General features: G+C 52.6%; 16 protein-coding genes and 1 pseudogene. 9 read left to right on the top strand and 8 right to left on the bottom strand.

Annotated elements, in window-relative coordinates; genetic code table 11:
- Nucleotides 1-505 precede the first annotated feature (505 nt).
- The 4 genes from AC6I7A_RS20040 to AC6I7A_RS20025 all read right to left on the bottom strand — a co-directional run bounded on the left by AC6I7A_RS20040 (nucleotide 506) and on the right by AC6I7A_RS20025 (nucleotide 3,538).
- Nucleotides 506-790 (bottom strand): hypothetical protein, encoded by a 285-nt coding sequence (locus tag AC6I7A_RS20040; RefSeq protein WP_072215479.1) that lies wholly within the window; start codon nucleotides 788-790, stop codon nucleotides 506-508.
- 266 nt (nucleotides 791-1,056) lie between these two features.
- Nucleotides 1,057-1,776, bottom strand: coding sequence for an alpha/beta fold hydrolase (locus AC6I7A_RS20035; RefSeq protein ID WP_058957099.1), 720 nt, complete (start codon nucleotides 1,774-1,776; stop codon nucleotides 1,057-1,059).
- 119 nt (nucleotides 1,777-1,895) lie between these two features.
- On the bottom strand, nucleotides 1,896-3,158 hold the full coding sequence (umuC, locus tag AC6I7A_RS20030; RefSeq protein WP_058957098.1) for a translesion error-prone DNA polymerase V subunit UmuC: 1,263 nt from the start codon (nucleotides 3,156-3,158) through the stop codon (nucleotides 1,896-1,898).
- 2 nt (nucleotides 3,159-3,160) lie between these two features.
- Nucleotides 3,161-3,538, bottom strand: coding sequence for a peptidase (locus tag AC6I7A_RS20025; protein WP_009092864.1), 378 nt, complete (start codon nucleotides 3,536-3,538; stop codon nucleotides 3,161-3,163).
- A gap of 1,205 nt (nucleotides 3,539-4,743) precedes the next feature.
- On the opposite strand from AC6I7A_RS20025, the gene AC6I7A_RS20020 reads away from it, so the two are divergent.
- The 5 genes and pseudogenes from AC6I7A_RS20020 to map all read left to right on the top strand — a co-directional run bounded on the left by AC6I7A_RS20020 (nucleotide 4,744) and on the right by map (nucleotide 8,726).
- Nucleotides 4,744-4,935 carry a DUF7661 family protein gene (locus AC6I7A_RS20020; protein ID WP_072215477.1) on the top strand — a complete coding sequence of 64 codons (192 nt, stop codon included), beginning with the start codon at nucleotides 4,744-4,746 and terminating at the stop codon, nucleotides 4,933-4,935.
- Nucleotides 4,881-5,064 (top strand): annotated as a pseudogene (locus AC6I7A_RS20015) (DDE-type integrase/transposase/recombinase); the annotation flags it as partial. The gene AC6I7A_RS20020 and the pseudogene AC6I7A_RS20015, both read left to right, overlap by 55 nt.
- 400 nt (nucleotides 5,065-5,464) lie before the next feature.
- On the top strand, nucleotides 5,465-7,393 hold the full coding sequence (locus AC6I7A_RS20010) for a methyl-accepting chemotaxis protein (protein ID WP_058957097.1): 1,929 nt from the start codon (nucleotides 5,465-5,467) through the stop codon (nucleotides 7,391-7,393).
- A gap of 305 nt (nucleotides 7,394-7,698) precedes the next feature.
- Nucleotides 7,699-7,944, top strand: a complete 246-nt coding sequence (locus tag AC6I7A_RS20005) for a ParD-like family protein (protein WP_009092856.1) — start codon at nucleotides 7,699-7,701, stop codon at nucleotides 7,942-7,944.
- Entirely contained in the window at nucleotides 7,941-8,726 is a 786-nt protein-coding gene (map, locus tag AC6I7A_RS20000; protein ID WP_046102748.1) for a type I methionyl aminopeptidase, read from the top strand. The genes AC6I7A_RS20005 and map overlap by 4 nt, the downstream gene beginning before the upstream one ends.
- Before the next feature lie 37 nt (nucleotides 8,727-8,763).
- Here the strand turns inward: map and AC6I7A_RS19995 are convergent, their stop codons facing one another.
- Both AC6I7A_RS19995 and AC6I7A_RS19990 read right to left on the bottom strand, forming a co-directional pair.
- The gene (locus tag AC6I7A_RS19995; RefSeq protein WP_058957096.1) at nucleotides 8,764-9,855 is read right to left on the bottom strand and encodes a diguanylate cyclase; all 1,092 of its coding nucleotides are present in this window, start codon (nucleotides 9,853-9,855) and stop codon (nucleotides 8,764-8,766) included.
- A 174-nt stretch (nucleotides 9,856-10,029) separates the two neighbouring features.
- Nucleotides 10,030-10,335: a hypothetical protein gene (locus AC6I7A_RS19990; RefSeq protein ID WP_009092853.1), complete on the bottom strand. Its 306-nt coding sequence runs from the start codon at nucleotides 10,333-10,335 to the stop codon at nucleotides 10,030-10,032.
- A gap of 214 nt (nucleotides 10,336-10,549) precedes the next feature.
- Here AC6I7A_RS19990 and AC6I7A_RS19985 point away from each other — a divergent pair, with 214 nt between their 5' ends.
- Together AC6I7A_RS19985 and AC6I7A_RS19980 are read left to right on the top strand one after the other, a co-directional pair.
- On the top strand, nucleotides 10,550-10,774 hold the full coding sequence (locus tag AC6I7A_RS19985) for a hypothetical protein (protein ID WP_009092851.1): 225 nt from the start codon (nucleotides 10,550-10,552) through the stop codon (nucleotides 10,772-10,774).
- Between the two features lie 178 nt (nucleotides 10,775-10,952).
- The gene (locus AC6I7A_RS19980) at nucleotides 10,953-11,636 is read left to right on the top strand and encodes a RipA family octameric membrane protein (RefSeq protein WP_058957095.1); all 684 of its coding nucleotides are present in this window, start codon (nucleotides 10,953-10,955) and stop codon (nucleotides 11,634-11,636) included.
- A 202-nt stretch (nucleotides 11,637-11,838) separates the two neighbouring features.
- Here AC6I7A_RS19980 and AC6I7A_RS19975 read toward each other — a convergent pair whose 3' ends face one another.
- Nucleotides 11,839-12,888 (bottom strand): NAD(P)-dependent alcohol dehydrogenase, encoded by a 1,050-nt coding sequence (locus AC6I7A_RS19975; protein WP_058957094.1) that lies wholly within the window; start codon nucleotides 12,886-12,888, stop codon nucleotides 11,839-11,841.
- Nucleotides 12,889-12,999: 111 nt separating this feature from the next.
- Here AC6I7A_RS19975 and AC6I7A_RS19970 point away from each other — a divergent pair, with 111 nt between their 5' ends.
- The gene (locus AC6I7A_RS19970) at nucleotides 13,000-13,386 is read left to right on the top strand and encodes a winged helix-turn-helix transcriptional regulator (protein WP_058957093.1); all 387 of its coding nucleotides are present in this window, start codon (nucleotides 13,000-13,002) and stop codon (nucleotides 13,384-13,386) included.
- 36 nt (nucleotides 13,387-13,422) lie between these two features.
- Here the strand turns inward: AC6I7A_RS19970 and AC6I7A_RS19965 are convergent, their stop codons facing one another.
- A complete protein-coding gene (locus AC6I7A_RS19965) occupies nucleotides 13,423-14,244 on the bottom strand; it encodes a Cof-type HAD-IIB family hydrolase (RefSeq protein ID WP_140029457.1) in 822 nt (273 codons plus the stop codon).
- Between the two features lie 253 nt (nucleotides 14,245-14,497).
- Here AC6I7A_RS19965 and AC6I7A_RS19960 point away from each other — a divergent pair, with 253 nt between their 5' ends.
- The gene (locus AC6I7A_RS19960; RefSeq protein WP_058957092.1) at nucleotides 14,498-15,760 is read left to right on the top strand and encodes a DUF1479 domain-containing protein; all 1,263 of its coding nucleotides are present in this window, start codon (nucleotides 14,498-14,500) and stop codon (nucleotides 15,758-15,760) included.
- Nucleotides 15,761-15,825: the final 65 nt, after the last annotated feature.

The following is a 15,825-nucleotide window of genomic DNA, read 5'->3' as shown; positions in this document are numbered from 1 at the left end:
TGACCGATTTATGCCCTGCATCGTCTCTACCCCAGTTGCCCGGAGGCACGCTGTTCTTTCAGCCGTGCCATCAGCTACCCTGTTCTGAAGGCGGAGGCCGTGCGAGCGTCCTGCCAGGGCTGGCATCTGCACGCGCGCCATGGGACCCGCAGGAAAACTGATGATTAAATACGCGATTAAGAGTCCGAAGCGCGGATGTCGCCTCACAGGCCGTGCTGGTCATTGCTTTAATGTTTTTTAGTAATAACGAGAAACGTCTTGTTGAGCTCGATTGCATCAGGGCTAACCTGCAGCATTTGGCGCGTAATCTGCTCATCCAGCGCCAGACAGACGGCTAACCGGTAGGCCTGAACATCAATGGAACCCTCGTTTTATGCGCATAAAAACCCCAGCGTCAGCTGGGCTTAGCGAAATTGATCTGGTTATTGGGTTTCATTTAACCAGTACACTCATAGCAGAACTCGCCTGGCCCCGGTTTTTAAATGATCGGGGTGTGAAATTTAGCTTAAGAGGACTTTCTGGTGGTCGGAAAAATGCTTTTTATAATACTCGATATCAACCATCCGAGAAATAACACCGCTAAAAGAGCCACGAAAAAAGTAACGGGGTCTTCTCCCCATTGATAGTCACTTCCAACCCAGCCTTGTCCTCCTGGGCCAAGCTTGAAGAAAAGCCATGAACCAAAGGTGAAAATAAGATTGTTGAGTGGTGTGATGTACTTTATGAGAAGCACAGCTAAAACCAGCGAAACAACACTCACGGCGATCTTTCTAGTCAACGCATTTTGCATAATCAGCTTTGCCCATCACATCTACGTAGCCATAAGCCATTAACCCACTGCGTGAGCCTGCCACTGTCATTTTACTTGTGCGCGGCAGGGCTTGTCTTATCTGCTCAAAATCACCAACTTTGAACAGCGTTATGCATCCACATTGACCTGAGCCCTTTGATTACATCCATTTTTGTTAATAGACTGTACGGGTAAATAGCGGACATTTACCATCGAAGTGTCCACTATGATAAAGTGCGGATGCGATATTATGCAATAACCACACCTTATGTGACTTCTGGGGATTTGATGAACTGAGTTATTGTTTCTCCCAGTTTCAGAAGGAAATCGTTTCGCGATGGATGAGGATCTGTGACCTGCGGAGGTAGCTCATTCATGAAGGTAAAGTGACCTGCATTCTCAGCAATGTGTAGTTCAGAATAAGTGTCTAAACGTAAGGACTGATGAAGGAATAGTGCCTGTGCAGGTGGCGTAATTACGTCCTTTTCACCCGCCCAAATCTGAAGCGGTATCTTTATGGGGACCAATGACAGATGTGCTGGAAAAAAGTCGGAGGGGGGCGTCAAAAGGACCAGTCGATTAAGGATATTATGGCCTTCAAACCTGACAGGTTCTCTGGCACTGGTCCAGGCGGTAGCTCCAGCACGTATGAGTAAAATTACTGCTCCGAGTGAATGGCCAACACCTGATATTGAGGCATATCCTGTGCAGAATTTTTCAGCCACCAGATTTAGTCGCTGGACGCGCTCTGTCAATTCAGCTTGAGTCGGAAAACGCGAATTCAAAAGTTCAAAATGTGGCGCTACAACGGCTACTCCGTGGCGAGCAAATGTTTGGATAAGCCCTATGTGTCTTAGCGGGTTGCCGCCCAGTCCGGGAACAAAGAGAATACACGTTGTAGCATCCCTTACTCTGAAGAGGGTCACATCAAGGCTTTTTCCCGCAATGTCAGCTTTTACAGTTTCCTGACTGACGCCTGTATCCATTAAATCCCCCTCTTTAAGGAGCGTAAAATATACTTTTTTTCATCATTGAAAGATTGCCTTTTGGTCTGCTTCTGGCACAGGGCGGACTTTCAGCTAACAGGCTCACCCGATACTTTTAGCTACTTTATGGCAGGAATATCTTTCAGCCGCGTTGTATAGCGTGGCGACAACCTTTCGCGCTTCATCTGCCATGAGCTGTCGCGCGCTCCCTGCCCCGCAAACCAGACCTTGCCTCTCCCTGAACGATTAATGCCGTCCAGTGCCGCCATTAAAGCATCTGCGTTTGCACGGGGCTGCTGCTCACTGAACAGGTCAAACTGCGTCATGCCGGACGGGTAAAAATCTCCCAACATCACCCCAGCTTTGGCATAGCGGAAGCCCTCCCGCCAGATAGTGCCAAGACCGCGAAGCGCTGATTCTATAATGTCCCGCGTATCACTGGTCGGATAATCGCACATGCAGGATGCCGTGTTGGAATATCGAGGCTCATCGCCATGTCTGCCGGTGGCAACTGAGACACTGATATGCCTGCAGCGTGAATTCTGCTCCCTGAGCTTTTCTGCCGCACGCGTGGCATAAAGCACGATTGCCTGCTGCATCTCTTCCAGTTTTGTGACTCTTTCACCAAACGACCGCGAGTTCAGTATGTGCTCTTTCGGTGGCGGTGCATCCTCAAGCGCGATGCAGGACTCACCATTCAGCTCACGGGTGATACGCTCAACGATGACGTCAAAATTTTTCCGTATCATGCTGATGTTGCTGTCTGCCAGCTGCAGAGCCGTTGTTATTCCCAGCTGATTCATGCGTTTGCTGATGCGCTGACCAATACCCCAGATATCGCTGACGTCGGTCAGATGCAGGAGCTTTCGCTGCCGGTGTCTGTCGGACAGGTCCACGACGCCGTTAGTCTGTGTCCATTTCTTTGCCGCATGGTTGGCCAGTTTCGCCAGCGTTTTCGTCGGCGCAAACCCCACGCCAATGATGAGTCCCGTTTCCCTGCGGATACGCTCGCGCATCTGCTGTCCGAAGGTCTCAAGCGGGATAAGGCTGTTAATCCCTGTAACGTCCAGAAAACACTCGTCAATTGAGTAAACTTCCTGCCCTGCAGCCATCTCCCCCAGTATTGCCATCATGCGTGCCGACATGTCGCCATACAGCTCGTAGTTGGAGCTGAATACGTATACCCCGTTCTCCCTGAAGAAACGCTCATTCTTAAACAACGGGGCCGCCATTTTTATGCCCATTCGCTTTGCTTCAGCCGAGCGGGCAATAACGCAGCCATCATTATTCGACACAACCACAATGGGTTTTCCGCGCAGGTCGGGCCGGAATACCGTTTCACAGGAGGCGTAAAAATTATTGGCATCGGCCAGCGCAAACATCCCTACTCTCCTGCCGGCCCGTTGAATCCCACCCCGGCCACATCAGTGAGCGCATAGGCAACCACACCCCAGACGGGCAGCGTCTGGTTCACATCCAGCACTGTTACCGTTTCGTCCTCGTCCAGCGCCTGCAGGGCGGGAACCGGATTGAGCAGCAGTCGTCTCAGCGTCAGCTCCCCGTCAACCTCAGCAACGATTAGCTGGCGATGTACAGGCGTCAGTGCACGATCGATAGCCAGCACGGATCCTTTCACAATACCGGCATCTGGGCAGTCGCTTTCGCTGCGCATCAGATAGGTTGAGTAAGGAGAAAGGTGAACGAGATCGCCCAGGTTAAGGCGCGTTTCGGTGTAGTTCTGAGCAGGATTCTGAAAGGCCATTAAAATGCTCCATTCTGACCAGCATTGCTGCCTGTCTGCATCCAACAGGCATACACATTTATGACTCCTGTGATGAGTATAAGTCGTTACAGCCGGCAATGCGCATGTGTGTACGCCGATGTCTGCTATAGGCGGAAAAGCTGAAGTTTGGGCATGGTATTACTACATAAATAAATTAAGGTGTGTTAAACCCCAGGTAATTGATTTGCTCTCGAAGATATAGACATTCTTAAGGCCGAGTTCTTTTGATAGGGATCGCGGTCGCTATAGAATTTACTTTCTTGAGGAGACAGGTTCTAATTGGCTTGTAACAAATGAGATAATACCCTTCCAGAAGATAGATAAGCAGGAGAAAATCTATGATAGCTCTAATAAAGGATCTTTTAAGTAATCCGGTGGTTTCCGCAGTAGTTCTTAGCATCATCGGAGCTGTTACAAAAAAGTATATTCAATTTCATCGCAGAGATTTTTTTTCACGCTCATCTTCCGAGCAGATAAATGCAGTCGAGTGGCTTAGGAACTCATCTGGACCAATGTCCGATCCGTTAGCTAAGGCGGAACAGCAGTTCCGTCTACAGTCGTTCGGACTACACAGAGACCGGGATTTATCTTACAAAATCATATGTTTTTACTCAGAACATACGCAGTCATTGATGCCCTCCCTGAGGGCAGTCTTACGTTACCAAGGGATGTACACAATTGCTGATGGAAACATATACCCTCATAAATTCCACAAGTGGTTAGTATCTTTAGTATTTGTATGGTTACTATCGATTAGCGTTACTGAGATATATAGGGGTTATTTACACAGTTATAGCGTAAAGGCTTTACTATCTCTGTTTGTCTTTTTTATGGCTTTTATAGTATGGTGTTGGGTTGCTGCTTGTGCTGTGAAAATTTCAAGCATCAGTAAAAAACTCAATTCTTATACCCCACCCGCAAAAGACTATAAATCCAGCACAAACAATTTCTGTTCAATACTCAATAATAAATATCCTTAGTGTGGCTGATTTGCTCCTCATTAATACTTGTATACCGTTGTTAGTGACGTCCGCTTCTGACACAAAGCGCACTGATACGCAGGCCGGGATCTGTTAAGCGCGAGAAACGGATGCGGTTCGTTCATATCGTGACGATTGTTACGTTGACCTGCCCAGACGTATGTCATCAATTCAGCGACTCATAAGTATGCCCGAAGGTTGCATATGTTGATCCATAACGTTTTTGAGCGGCATTTTGGTGCTCAGCGTGAGGATGATCGGTGGCTAATATTTCGCGCAGACCTGTCAGAGAGAAAGCTTTCTCGGCTCTATGACGTCGCAATCCCGAACCAGATGACAGAAGGTGGATTGCTGGCTGGTCAATGCAACCGCGGATGGCAAAGCAGAGTGTCCTGAACGCATTGCTGATGGCTGTAAGTCGGCATACCACCCAAAAACAGGCGCTGGTTCTCTGACCAGGGCAGTCAGTCCACAAGCCATGAGTGGTGGTCGTTCCAGAAATCACATGGACTGGAGGGCGCCATAATCCCCCTCCCTGCACCACTCAATGAACTCACCCGGTAACGGCCAGAACGGTGAAACGCTGTCCTGCGAACGACTGCTGTACGTTCTGTCCTCATTGCCCGACTGCGTCTGATGACACCCTGCCTGCCCGTTAATTTGCATCAGAGACTGACATTTCTGAGGCACCACTGGATCTCCGGAAGTTATCGATGTCCTCACAATCAGCGCTTTTTTGTGCCCGAAGCAGACAGGGCAAATACCGGGGAACTGGCGGCTCTCCTCTGACCAGCTAAATAAACTGGACATTTTCTGAACATCCACAGGCGCCTGCCGATAATCAATAAGGGGTATATCACCAGGTTGCTTTCCACAGAAAGCTCGTCACATAAAGAAAATAATTTCCTGATAAATAAGGATAAATATGTTTCCTGCACGTATTGCTACAAAAATGACATTGGGTGGCGTCCTGCTGTTAGGCGTGACGACCGCAATTGTCTGTCTTGTACTGTTGTTACGTGGTCAGCCACGCATTATTGAAGCCAGCAATAAATTAATTGAGCAAGCCGGTGGAAACCTGGTCAGCAAGCTGGACCAGCAGCTGGCGGGCATTCAGGGAGAGGCAGTCAGCATGGCGCGTCTGGCAGAGGTGCTGCCACACGATGTTTCGCTGTGGCAGAACAGTTTTCCGCAAATGATCGACAGTAATGGTAATCATACTATCGCCGGTGGAGGCATCTGGCCTGAGCCGGATGCGTTTGTTGCAGGCACTGCACTGCGCAGCTTCTTCTGGGCGCGTGAAGAGAGTGGCAAACTCGCTTACTCTGACGGATATAATCAGCCCGCTACCGGCGATTATCACAAGGAAAGCTGGTATACACAGGCACGCAATGCGCCACGCGATCGCTGTACCTGGTCCGATGTTTATCAGGATCAGGTTTCAGGCGTCAAAATGGTGACCTGCAGCGTACCCTACTATGCCGGTGATCGTTTCGCGGGTGTCGCTACACTGGATGTGATGCTGGATAACCTGGCACAGTTTGTGAAAACTCAGGGTAATGTGACGGGCGGTTATGCCCTTGCGGCAGACAAGACCGGTACGCTGCTCTACTACCCTGGTGTGGATACCAAAGTGCTGAATACCTTATCCACTGTTGCTCAGAAAGAGATCTGGTTCCAGCCCGTTGTGTCAAAATTAAAAAGCCTTGGGCCTGATGCAACCCTGGCCAGAGTCGATCGTATTAATGATGCACAACTGAATCAATCCGCACAGGTTACCCTGTTCCGCATGCCGGGAACTGGCTGGATCATAGGTCTGGTTACGCCGGAGAAAGTGGTCAGTGGCATGGCCCGCACGATCATGTGGGATATTTTCATATTCCTTGTGCCTGCCATGATTATTCTGCTTATTCTCACCTGGTGGTTTACACAACGTATTGGTCAGCGCCTGCGTCATACCTATGATGCTCTGAACGAGATTGCGACAGGAGATGGCGATCTGACGCGCCGTCTTGAGCGTAATGGTCACGACGAACTTGCCGACATTGCCGGAGCCTTCAACATTTTCGTCGATAAGATTGCGGGTGTAATCACCCGTGTTCAAGGTAGCAGCGAAACGGTAGCGCTCAATGCATCGGGGCTGGCTCAGAGCAATCAGTCATTTTCAGACAAGATTGCGGAGCAGGCCGCTGCGCTTGAGCAGAGTGCTGCTGCGATGGAACAACTTAACGCAACAGTACAGCAGAACGCTGAAAACACCCGGCTGGCTGATACGGTCGCGGAAAAAACTTCACAGATTGCGCAGACCAGTTCAGGAACAATGGAGGAAATGGTGCACACTATGGCAGCCATTCAGAACTCCTCACAACGCGTCGCTGAAATCCTGGGACTGATTGACAGCATTGCCTTCCAGACCAATATACTGGCGCTGAATGCGGCAGTGGAAGCGGCGCGCGCCGGTGAGCAGGGAAAAGGGTTTGCCGTTGTAGCAGCAGAAGTCCGTGCGCTGGCGCAGCGTAGCGCAAACGCAGCACAGGAAATCAAACTCCTCATTTCCGATTCCGACAGCACGGTCATTGCTGGCAGCAAGCTGGTGAAAGGTGCTGGTGAGCAACTGAAACAACTGGTTAACGACGTACATCGCGTCAGACAGGTTGTTGGGGAGATGCGGGTCGCCGGTGATGAGCAGAGCAAAGGCATTTCTGAAATGACGCTGGCGGTTACACAGATGGAGCGCGGTATTCAGCAAAACCTGTCGCTCATCAATCAGACTGCAGAAAACACTCAGGTTCTGCGAGACGAGGCAGCACAGCTCGCACAGGAAATATCCGTATTCAAAGTGGTTAACGGATAGTGCAAATCAGGGTTTGGCAGCGATGAGCCCGTAAACTGATCAGCATTACTGCCCGGGCCAGCTATCTGGCGCCGGGCGATTCACTAACCTGCAAGCATGGCTGCAGCTGAAAGCAATGTGTTCCGGTTGCACGCAGCGATCTCACACTCCCTCAGAAGGACCTCCCTTCACGTGGCGATACGTATCTACTCGTATGATGTCTCCGTAATTATGGACATTTTCCTGCGCGCATAAATTTACCCTTGCAACCCATGCCATAATAGATATGCTATATACGAAACATATACGTTTTATATAGGATTAGCATGGGTATCGTTAAAATCTCGGATTTGATGCATGAGAATCTGCGCATCGCCAGTCAGGCGATGAGCCGCTCCATCAATGCACAGGCTGAACACTGGCTTAAAATCGGCATGCTGGCGGAACTCTATCCCCAGCAGACCCAACACCAACTGGCGCAGATGCTGATCCGGCTGGAGGTGGAAGGCCGCACCGATATCCGGAATATGCTTCCTGAAGAGATCCTCGCCACACAAGGAGATGTGTCATGAACAGCGTTAAAATTCATACCGCAGCAGAAATCGAGATGGCCCGGGCAGCGGGACAGGCTGCCGCGCAGGTGCTGGCCATGATCACGCCACACGTCCGGCCTGGCATCACCACCGAAGAGCTGGATGATATCTGTCACGACTTTATTGTGAACGAACTGAAGGTGACGCCAGCCAACATCGGCTATCAAGGCTATACCCGCACTACCTGCACCTCGGTCAATCATGTGGTCTGCCACGGTATCCCGGCCGGGAAAAAGCTCAAGGATGGCGATATCGTTAATATCGATGTAGCGGTCATCAAGGATGGCTGGTACGGCGACACCAGCCGCATGTACTTCGTCGGCACGCCATCAGTCCGGGCGAAACGGCTGGTTGAGATCACCTATCAGTCGCTGGTGGCCGGGATCAAAACGGTCCGTCCGGGCGCAACGCTGGGCGATGTCGGCGCCGCAATACAGCGTGTGGCAGAAGCAGCTGGTTTCTCCGTGGTGCGTGAATACTGCGGTCACGGTGTAGGTGAGATTTACCACACCGAACCGCAGGTGCTGCACTACGGCACACCGGGCCAGGGAATGCCACTCAAAGCGGGCATGATCTTCACCATCGAACCGATGATCAATGCCGGTAAAGCGGGCACCAGCGTGCTGTCTGATGGCTGGACGGTGGTGACAAAAGATCGTTCACTCTCGGCGCAGTGGGAGCACACGGTCGCCGTGACGGAAAGCGGCTTCGATCTGCTGACGCCCTGGCCGGAAGGCACCGGTGATTACCCGGCAATTTAATCCAGTGGCCTGAGAGTGTCTCAGGCTATAGACTTTTTCAGTCGCATACTTCACTGAGTGTGTTGAGGGAGGAAGCCCGCCAGACATGCACATCATTGCGTCCGGCGCGCTTCACCTGATAAAGCGCCTCATCAGCGCGTCGCAGCCATTCATGAATCGAAGCCGCTTCGCGCGCTGAAGCAATCCCGATACTCACCGAACTCTGAAAAGTAGGCGAAGCAGGCAACCGCAGCAAGGTAATGCCTTCCTGGATCTTTTTAGCCAGTCGCAGGATGCTGGCTTCATCGGCCTCACGCACAATGACGCACAGCTCATCCCCGCCAAATCGGGCGGGAATATCTTTCAGACCGACGCTGTTGCGTAACAGTGCCGAAATCTCTGTCAGCAGAAAGTCGCCCGCCTCATGGCCAAACGTGTCATTAACCTGTTTGAAGTGATCCACATCCAGCAGCATGAGCCAGGCGTTGCCCTCGCCTCGCTGAGTGCGCAGAAATTCGCTTTCCAGTCGCTGCTCAAACAGACGACGGTTCGGGATTTTCAGGCCGGGATCCATCAGCGCGATGCGCTCCAGCTCGCGATTCTTTTTACGCAGGCTCAGCGTCAGATTGTGCGAAACCACACTGAGCGCCAGCAGATAAACGCTGGCCAGAGGCAGAGTCAGCCAGGCGGTACGGGTAGAGAAGTTCAGCATGATCGGTGCACCCGCGACGGACCATACCAGCACAAAGGTGAGCAAAAAGGCCTGCAGCGCAGATTTCAGCTGTACCCAGCCGCCCGCAGAATAGCGGTCAGAAATCAGTACGGCCATGATAACCAGTGAGGGGAAAGGACTCAGCGCCATCATCCCCACCCAGACGCCGCCAAAAGCCGCATCCAGCGTCAGACTCTTGCGTTCAAATCCTGTGGGGTCGCGCGATCGTAAAGCCAGCCTGTAGGCAGCATAGGGCCAGACAAACGCGTTGACGAACAGCAGCAGGCAGAGTTCCGCGCATTTCCCCCGCTCCATCAGCACTGACAGGATGGGCAAAAAGCAGAGCAGCGTACCGAGCTGACGCATCATAAACATACGGCGCACGAATCGGCTGGCGCGCCGCCTCAGTTGAGCATCGTCAGGTGTGTAATAGTTCATATGCAGACTGAAGCAGCGAAAGGTTACGTCAGTTTATCCAAACTGGTGAATAAAAGTAATATGTTTGCAGAATATTCTTATTGCCGGATTAAGAATGATCGACTACGCATTAAAAGCCGGTATTGTTCGGCTGACAGATGACTGCTGTCGCCTGTCAGCGCGATGGGGAAGTTTTTATCTGCGGCCCTTAGCAACCGAGGCGGACCAGCTGAAGTCGCTGACTTCACTGGCTGTCAGTGAGGAGGGTTTCTTTTTGCGGAGGGGTTTTTTCGCCTTCAGCGCCTGCGCTTTCTCTTTTTCCTGCTTTGCCGTCATAACGATCCGACGCGCTTCACTGCTGAATTCTTTTTCCTTTTTACTATCCGGCTCTTTACCGGTGCGCTGACGATACTTTTCCATCAGCCCTTTAACGGTCTGTTCGACGGCCAGTCGTTCATCAGCGTTGAACTGATCAATGGAAATCATCTTCTTGTCGTTCATAGCAGTCTGTCTCGTGGCGAAGGGTGAGATGAGTGTACCGCATTTACGGTTTATTAAGTCAGAAACCGCCTCTGTCCTGCATCTTCTTCACTTTGCAGCGCATTCGTCCCGCTTCATCGGATGGCCATGCGAAAAACAGGGTTGTCTCTTAATATAAAACTAATGTTTATCAGGTTTACTGGCAGTGACCACGTACTGCCGGGAGGCTAACGGAATGACTAAAGAGACCGATCGCCTGTCACAGGCCCTGTTACGGCGGCATGGCATTGGCGTCAGACAGAAACGCATCCACTTTCGGGGACGCGATCTGCTGTTTCAGCTGCGCAATGCCCGTTATGATGTTTTCAACGGTGACCGCTGCATTGCGACCGTGGAAACCAATAACATTCATGACGCCATCAAGCAGTTTAAGGCGCTCGACACACCTGTGGAGAAATAGTCATGCCCGATTACTGCGTGCTTCAGAAAAGCCGTGAAATCATGGCCGTTAATCTCACCCATAAGGACAAGCGGGAGAAGGTATATTTCCCATTAATGCGGGCTTAAAAGGCAAAGTGACTGTTAATTCATGTCGTGCCGATTAGAATAAAGGAAATTTCTCCGCACACAGGTTTCTGATGAAAATCACTATTCAGAAAGAAGATGCGCTGTTTATGCATAACTTCTTTGCTGCGCCCTGCGACACGCTCGACACAGATTCACCTCAGGCACGACAGATTCAGCAATCGCTTCAGCTGGCTATCCAGCAAAAAGAGGCAGAGATCGACGGTGACTGGAAACGCACTCTGACATTTATGCTGCTGTTCCTGTTTTTATATGCTGCGCTCGGTGCCTCGCTGACGCTGGATCTCAGCACCACCACCGGCCATAAGAGCATCGAATATGCCCTGGAGGCGATTCCGGTGCTGATCGCCTTCTCCGGTTTTTTTGTCTCTATTCTCTATCTGTTTCTGACACGCGCCAGCGCGCGTAAACAGCGCAACTGGGAAAATGCCATCCTGGTGCTGGAAAAATATTCCATCGGCAATCTGTTTAAAGCTACCCATACCCAGGGGGGCGGCACCAGTAACTACTCCGTGCCCAATCTCTACATTTCTCTCGCGCTGTTTATCTGTCTGACCTGGCTGGTCACCTATAACTATCTGACCTTCACCACCAGCGGCGTCTTCGGTAGTGTGATTTCGCTGTTCATCAGCACCATGGTCTATGTGATTCTGGATATACAGCTGCTCAAACCTTTCACTCATGCTGCAGAGAAAGAGGAAGCGGCGAAGGATAAAGCGGATGACGCGCAGGCGTAACTAAAACGCCAGAATCGAGAGAATACCCGGCCCGCAAGCCGGGTATTTTTTGCTGCAACAGGCCCCGTCTGGCTGCTCAGCCCTTTCGCACCCAGCTATCTGAAACCTGATTCAGAAACGTAACAGTATGTTGTAACTATCATCGCTCATTCAGCAACGCGGGCATCTTAAAGGGCACGCCTTCACAGCGTGCCCCCTGGCGTTACCAGCGCGTTTTCTGCATATCAATCACAAAACGATATTTCACATCGCTGGTCAGCATACGTTCAAAGGCCGTTTCGACCTCTTCACCGGTAATCATCTCAACATCCGCCGTGATGTTGTGCTGCCCACAGAAGTCGAGCATCTCCTGCGTCTCCTGAATACTGCCAATTGAGGTGCCGGTAATACTCAGACGGCGGAACACCATCGGTGTCACATTCGGTGACGGATGAGGCTGATCGGGGATACCCACCAGCACCAGCTGACCGTTGGTTTTCAGCGCATTCAGATAGGGATCGAGGTCGTGTGGCGCAGCCACGCAGTCCAGAATGATATCCAGCGATGCCTGACAGGCCGCCATCTGGGCCGCGTCACGGGAAACCACCACGTTTTTGGCGCCCAGCCGGCGGGCATCCGCCCCTTTCTCTGGCGAGGTAGTAAACAAGGTGACCTCTGCGCCCAGTGCACTGGCCAGCTTAACCGCCATATGGCCCAGGCCGCCCAGGCCTACTACCCCGACGCGATCCCCCGCTTTAACATTAAAGTGGCGCAGCGGTGACCAGACGGTGACGCCCGCGCAGAGCAGCGGTGCCACCGCGTTCAGCGCCAGGTTATCGGGCACCCGCACGACAAAATGGTGATCGGCAATCACATGCTGGGCATAGCCGCCAAAGGTCGTGTTACCGGTGTACTTATCGGTTCCGTTATAGGTCGGCGCAAAGCCCGCCTCACAATACTGCTCTTCATGCTGCTGGCAGAAATGGCACTCGCGACAGGCGTCAACCATCACGCCGACCCCGGCGATCTCTCCGACCGCAAACTGAGTGACGTTCTCACCCACTGCCACCACCCGGCCGACAATTTCGTGACCCGGCACCAGCGGATAGCGGCTCACGCCCCACTCATTGCGCGCCATATGCAAATCGGAGTGACAGACGCCGCAGTAAATGATCTCGAGTTTAACATCGTCAGCCTGAAGCTCGCGTAACTCCACCTGACCTGCGCGCAGCGGTTGATCTGCCTGACTGGCGACCAGTGCATTAATCTTCATCTGTTGCCTCTTCTCACCTGATGGTCGTAAAGAAAGCGGCACACTATAGACACATGGGATCGGTTTTGGTAGTAGTTACCTTTTGGTTACCACCCTGCTAAGGAGACAATAATGCCAGCCTGGGTTGATGGAAAACTGCTGTTTTATGCGGATTCACCGCCGCGCCGCCTGCTGGAACTCTTTTCCGTCAAGTGGAGCACGATGGTGCTGCATGCGCTTTATCATTGGCCGGAACACCGTGCGCGCACGGGTGAACTGGAGCGGAGCCTGCAGGGAATTTCAAAGAAGATGCTGATTCAGACGCTGCGCGAGCTGGAGCAGCGCGGGCTGGTTGCACGCCATGTCTGGCAGGTGGTGCCGCCGAAAGTGGAGTACAGCCTGACCGCGCTGGGCATGACATTTGCCGGGCCGATTGAGCAGATGTATCAGTGGGGCCTGGAAAATCAGGCTGCGCTGGATGAAATGGAGGATCACGCGCGCAGCCACCGGGAGGCCTGAAGGAGGACCAGGTGGGCCAGTCAGCCCGGCCCGGCCTCACTCAAAGGGAAATTCGCGCGCCAGCACGCGGGAAATCACATTCAGCGCCCCCTCTTCATTGTTGCTTTGCGTCTGATATCGCGCCACGGCGGCGACAGAAGCGGCGGCATTCGCCATTGAGAAACTGAAACAGGCCTGACGCAGCATCTCAATATCATTGGCGCTGTCACCGATGGCCAGCACTTCGCAGTCGCTGATGCCCCACTTCTCCTGCAGCAGCGCAATGCCATGCGCCTTGTGGCAGCCAGGAATGATCAGGTCGATAAAGCCAAACCCGCTGGAGACCGGATGCATGATGTTTTCCAGCTCGCCGAGTCGGGCATGCAGCCGTTGCAGCAGGGCATCCACCCCTTCATGCTCCAGATTCAGCGAGAATTTAAAAATTGTATCGTCAATGGCATAGAGGTCATCGCGTTTTTCCAGCCGGTGATAGTGATTTGAGAGCTTTGCCATCACCTCGTCAGAAGCCGATGCGTGCATGTAAGCGCCATTACGCCCGCACACCACCACCGCAATATCGGGTTCATGCGCGAGGATATCCAGAATCTTGTGCACCTTCTCGCGGGCCAGCTCGCCACAGAAGATCTCTTCGTTGCAGTCTGAAACCCACGCGCCATTCTCTGCGACGAACGCAATCTCATCTTTGATGTCGGGAAAATAGCGCTGTAACTGGTAATACTGGTTTCCGCTGGCGACCACAAAACGGATGCCCTTCTGCTTCAGCAGCGCATACTGCCGTGAGAACCGCTGAACGTTGTACGCTTTGTTGTCGTCCAGAAAGGTGCCATCCATATCCACCGCAATCATCTTAACCGCCATCTCACCTGCCCCTATAGAGTCGCCGTTCTGTCCTTTCGGCTGATTGATTTGATTCATAAAGCTTACTCGCTGTGTGGATTAATGAGAATGCAAATAGTGACGTTGCTAACGGCTTTCGGAGCCTTCCGGTTCCGGAGTTGTGTTATTACGCACGTTTCGGAGCGTTAAAAAGATGTTAATCTCAGTCGCAAACTACGAATGAAGGTTATTTTAATTACATTCGTAACTCAACCCGAATAGTGAGGAGCATGAGATGCGTGATGAGACCCGATCGACCCCATTGCCGGAAGACGTCAAAGCGGCAATACGCGCAGTGAAACAGCAGTTGCGGCAGCAGATAGGTGACGTTGAAGGCCTGTTCCGGCAGGTGTGTGACAGCATCGAAGCGGCGATTGCGGAGGCAAAAGCGGATGAGGAGTGGACGGGCAGCGCCTGGCCAGTGGTGCCGATGCAGGATATCGCTGAGGGACAGGTTTCAGATGAAACCCGGGCGCGGATTAAACGGCGCGGCTGTGTCGTGATTAAGCAGCACTTTCCCCGGGACCAGGCGCTGGCCTGGGATAAGTCGATGCTCGACTATCTGGAGCTCAACCGGTTTGACGAACAGTATCGCGGGCCGGGCGATGATTTTTTTGGCACGCTGGCCGCCTCGCGTCCTGAAATTTATCCTGTTTACTGGTCGCAGGCGCAAATGCAGGCGCGACAAAGCCCGGCAATGGCGCACGCGCAATCTTTCCTGAACAGGTTATGGACCTTTGATTCACAGGGCAAAGAGTGGTTTGACCCGGATGTCAGCATCATCTATCCCGATCGCATTCGCCGTCGCCTGCCTGGCACCACCTCCGGCGGATTAGGGGCTCATACCGATTCCGGCGCGCTGGAACGCTGGCTGCTCCCGGCTTATCAGCAGGTTTTCAGTAAGCTGTTTCACGGTGACTTTGATGCTTATGACCCCTGGGACGCGGCACACCGCACTGAAGTGGATGAGTATGATCTGCCTGGCACCACCAAATGTTCTGTGTTCCGCACCTTTCAGGGCTGGACTGCCCTCTCTGATATGATCCCCGGTCAGGGCCTGCTGCACGTCGTGCCGGTGCCGCAGGCGATGGCTTATGTGCTGCTGCGTCCACTGCTTTCGGATGTGCCGGAGGATGAGCTCTGCGGCGTCGCTCCAGGCCGGGTCTTACCGGTTAACGAGCAGTGGCATCCGCACCTGATGGCCGGACTCTGTCCGATACCGGCCTTAGAGGCAGGGGATTCGGTGTGGTGGCACTGTGATGTGATTCACGCCGTGGCGCCGGTCAGGGATCAGCAGGGCTGGAGCAATGTGATGTACATTCCGGCCGCCCCGCTGTGTGAAAAAAACCGCCTCTATGCCCGCCATGTCGCACAGGCGCTGGCTCAGGGCCATTCGCCAGGCGATTTTCCTCCGGAGCATTATGAAGCGTCGTGGGATCAACGTTTCAGGCCGGAAGATCTCAATCTTAACGGACGTCGCTCGCTGGATTTAGCCTGATCTGCCCCCGCGCTGCAACGGCGCGGGGAAAACCCTGATACACTGCCACTCCTGTTTTTCTGCGA

The organism is Type-F symbiont of Plautia stali, assembly GCF_059731105.1.
Note: the sequence above shows the minus strand (reverse complement) of the source record. Positions and strands in the feature narration are given on the sequence as shown.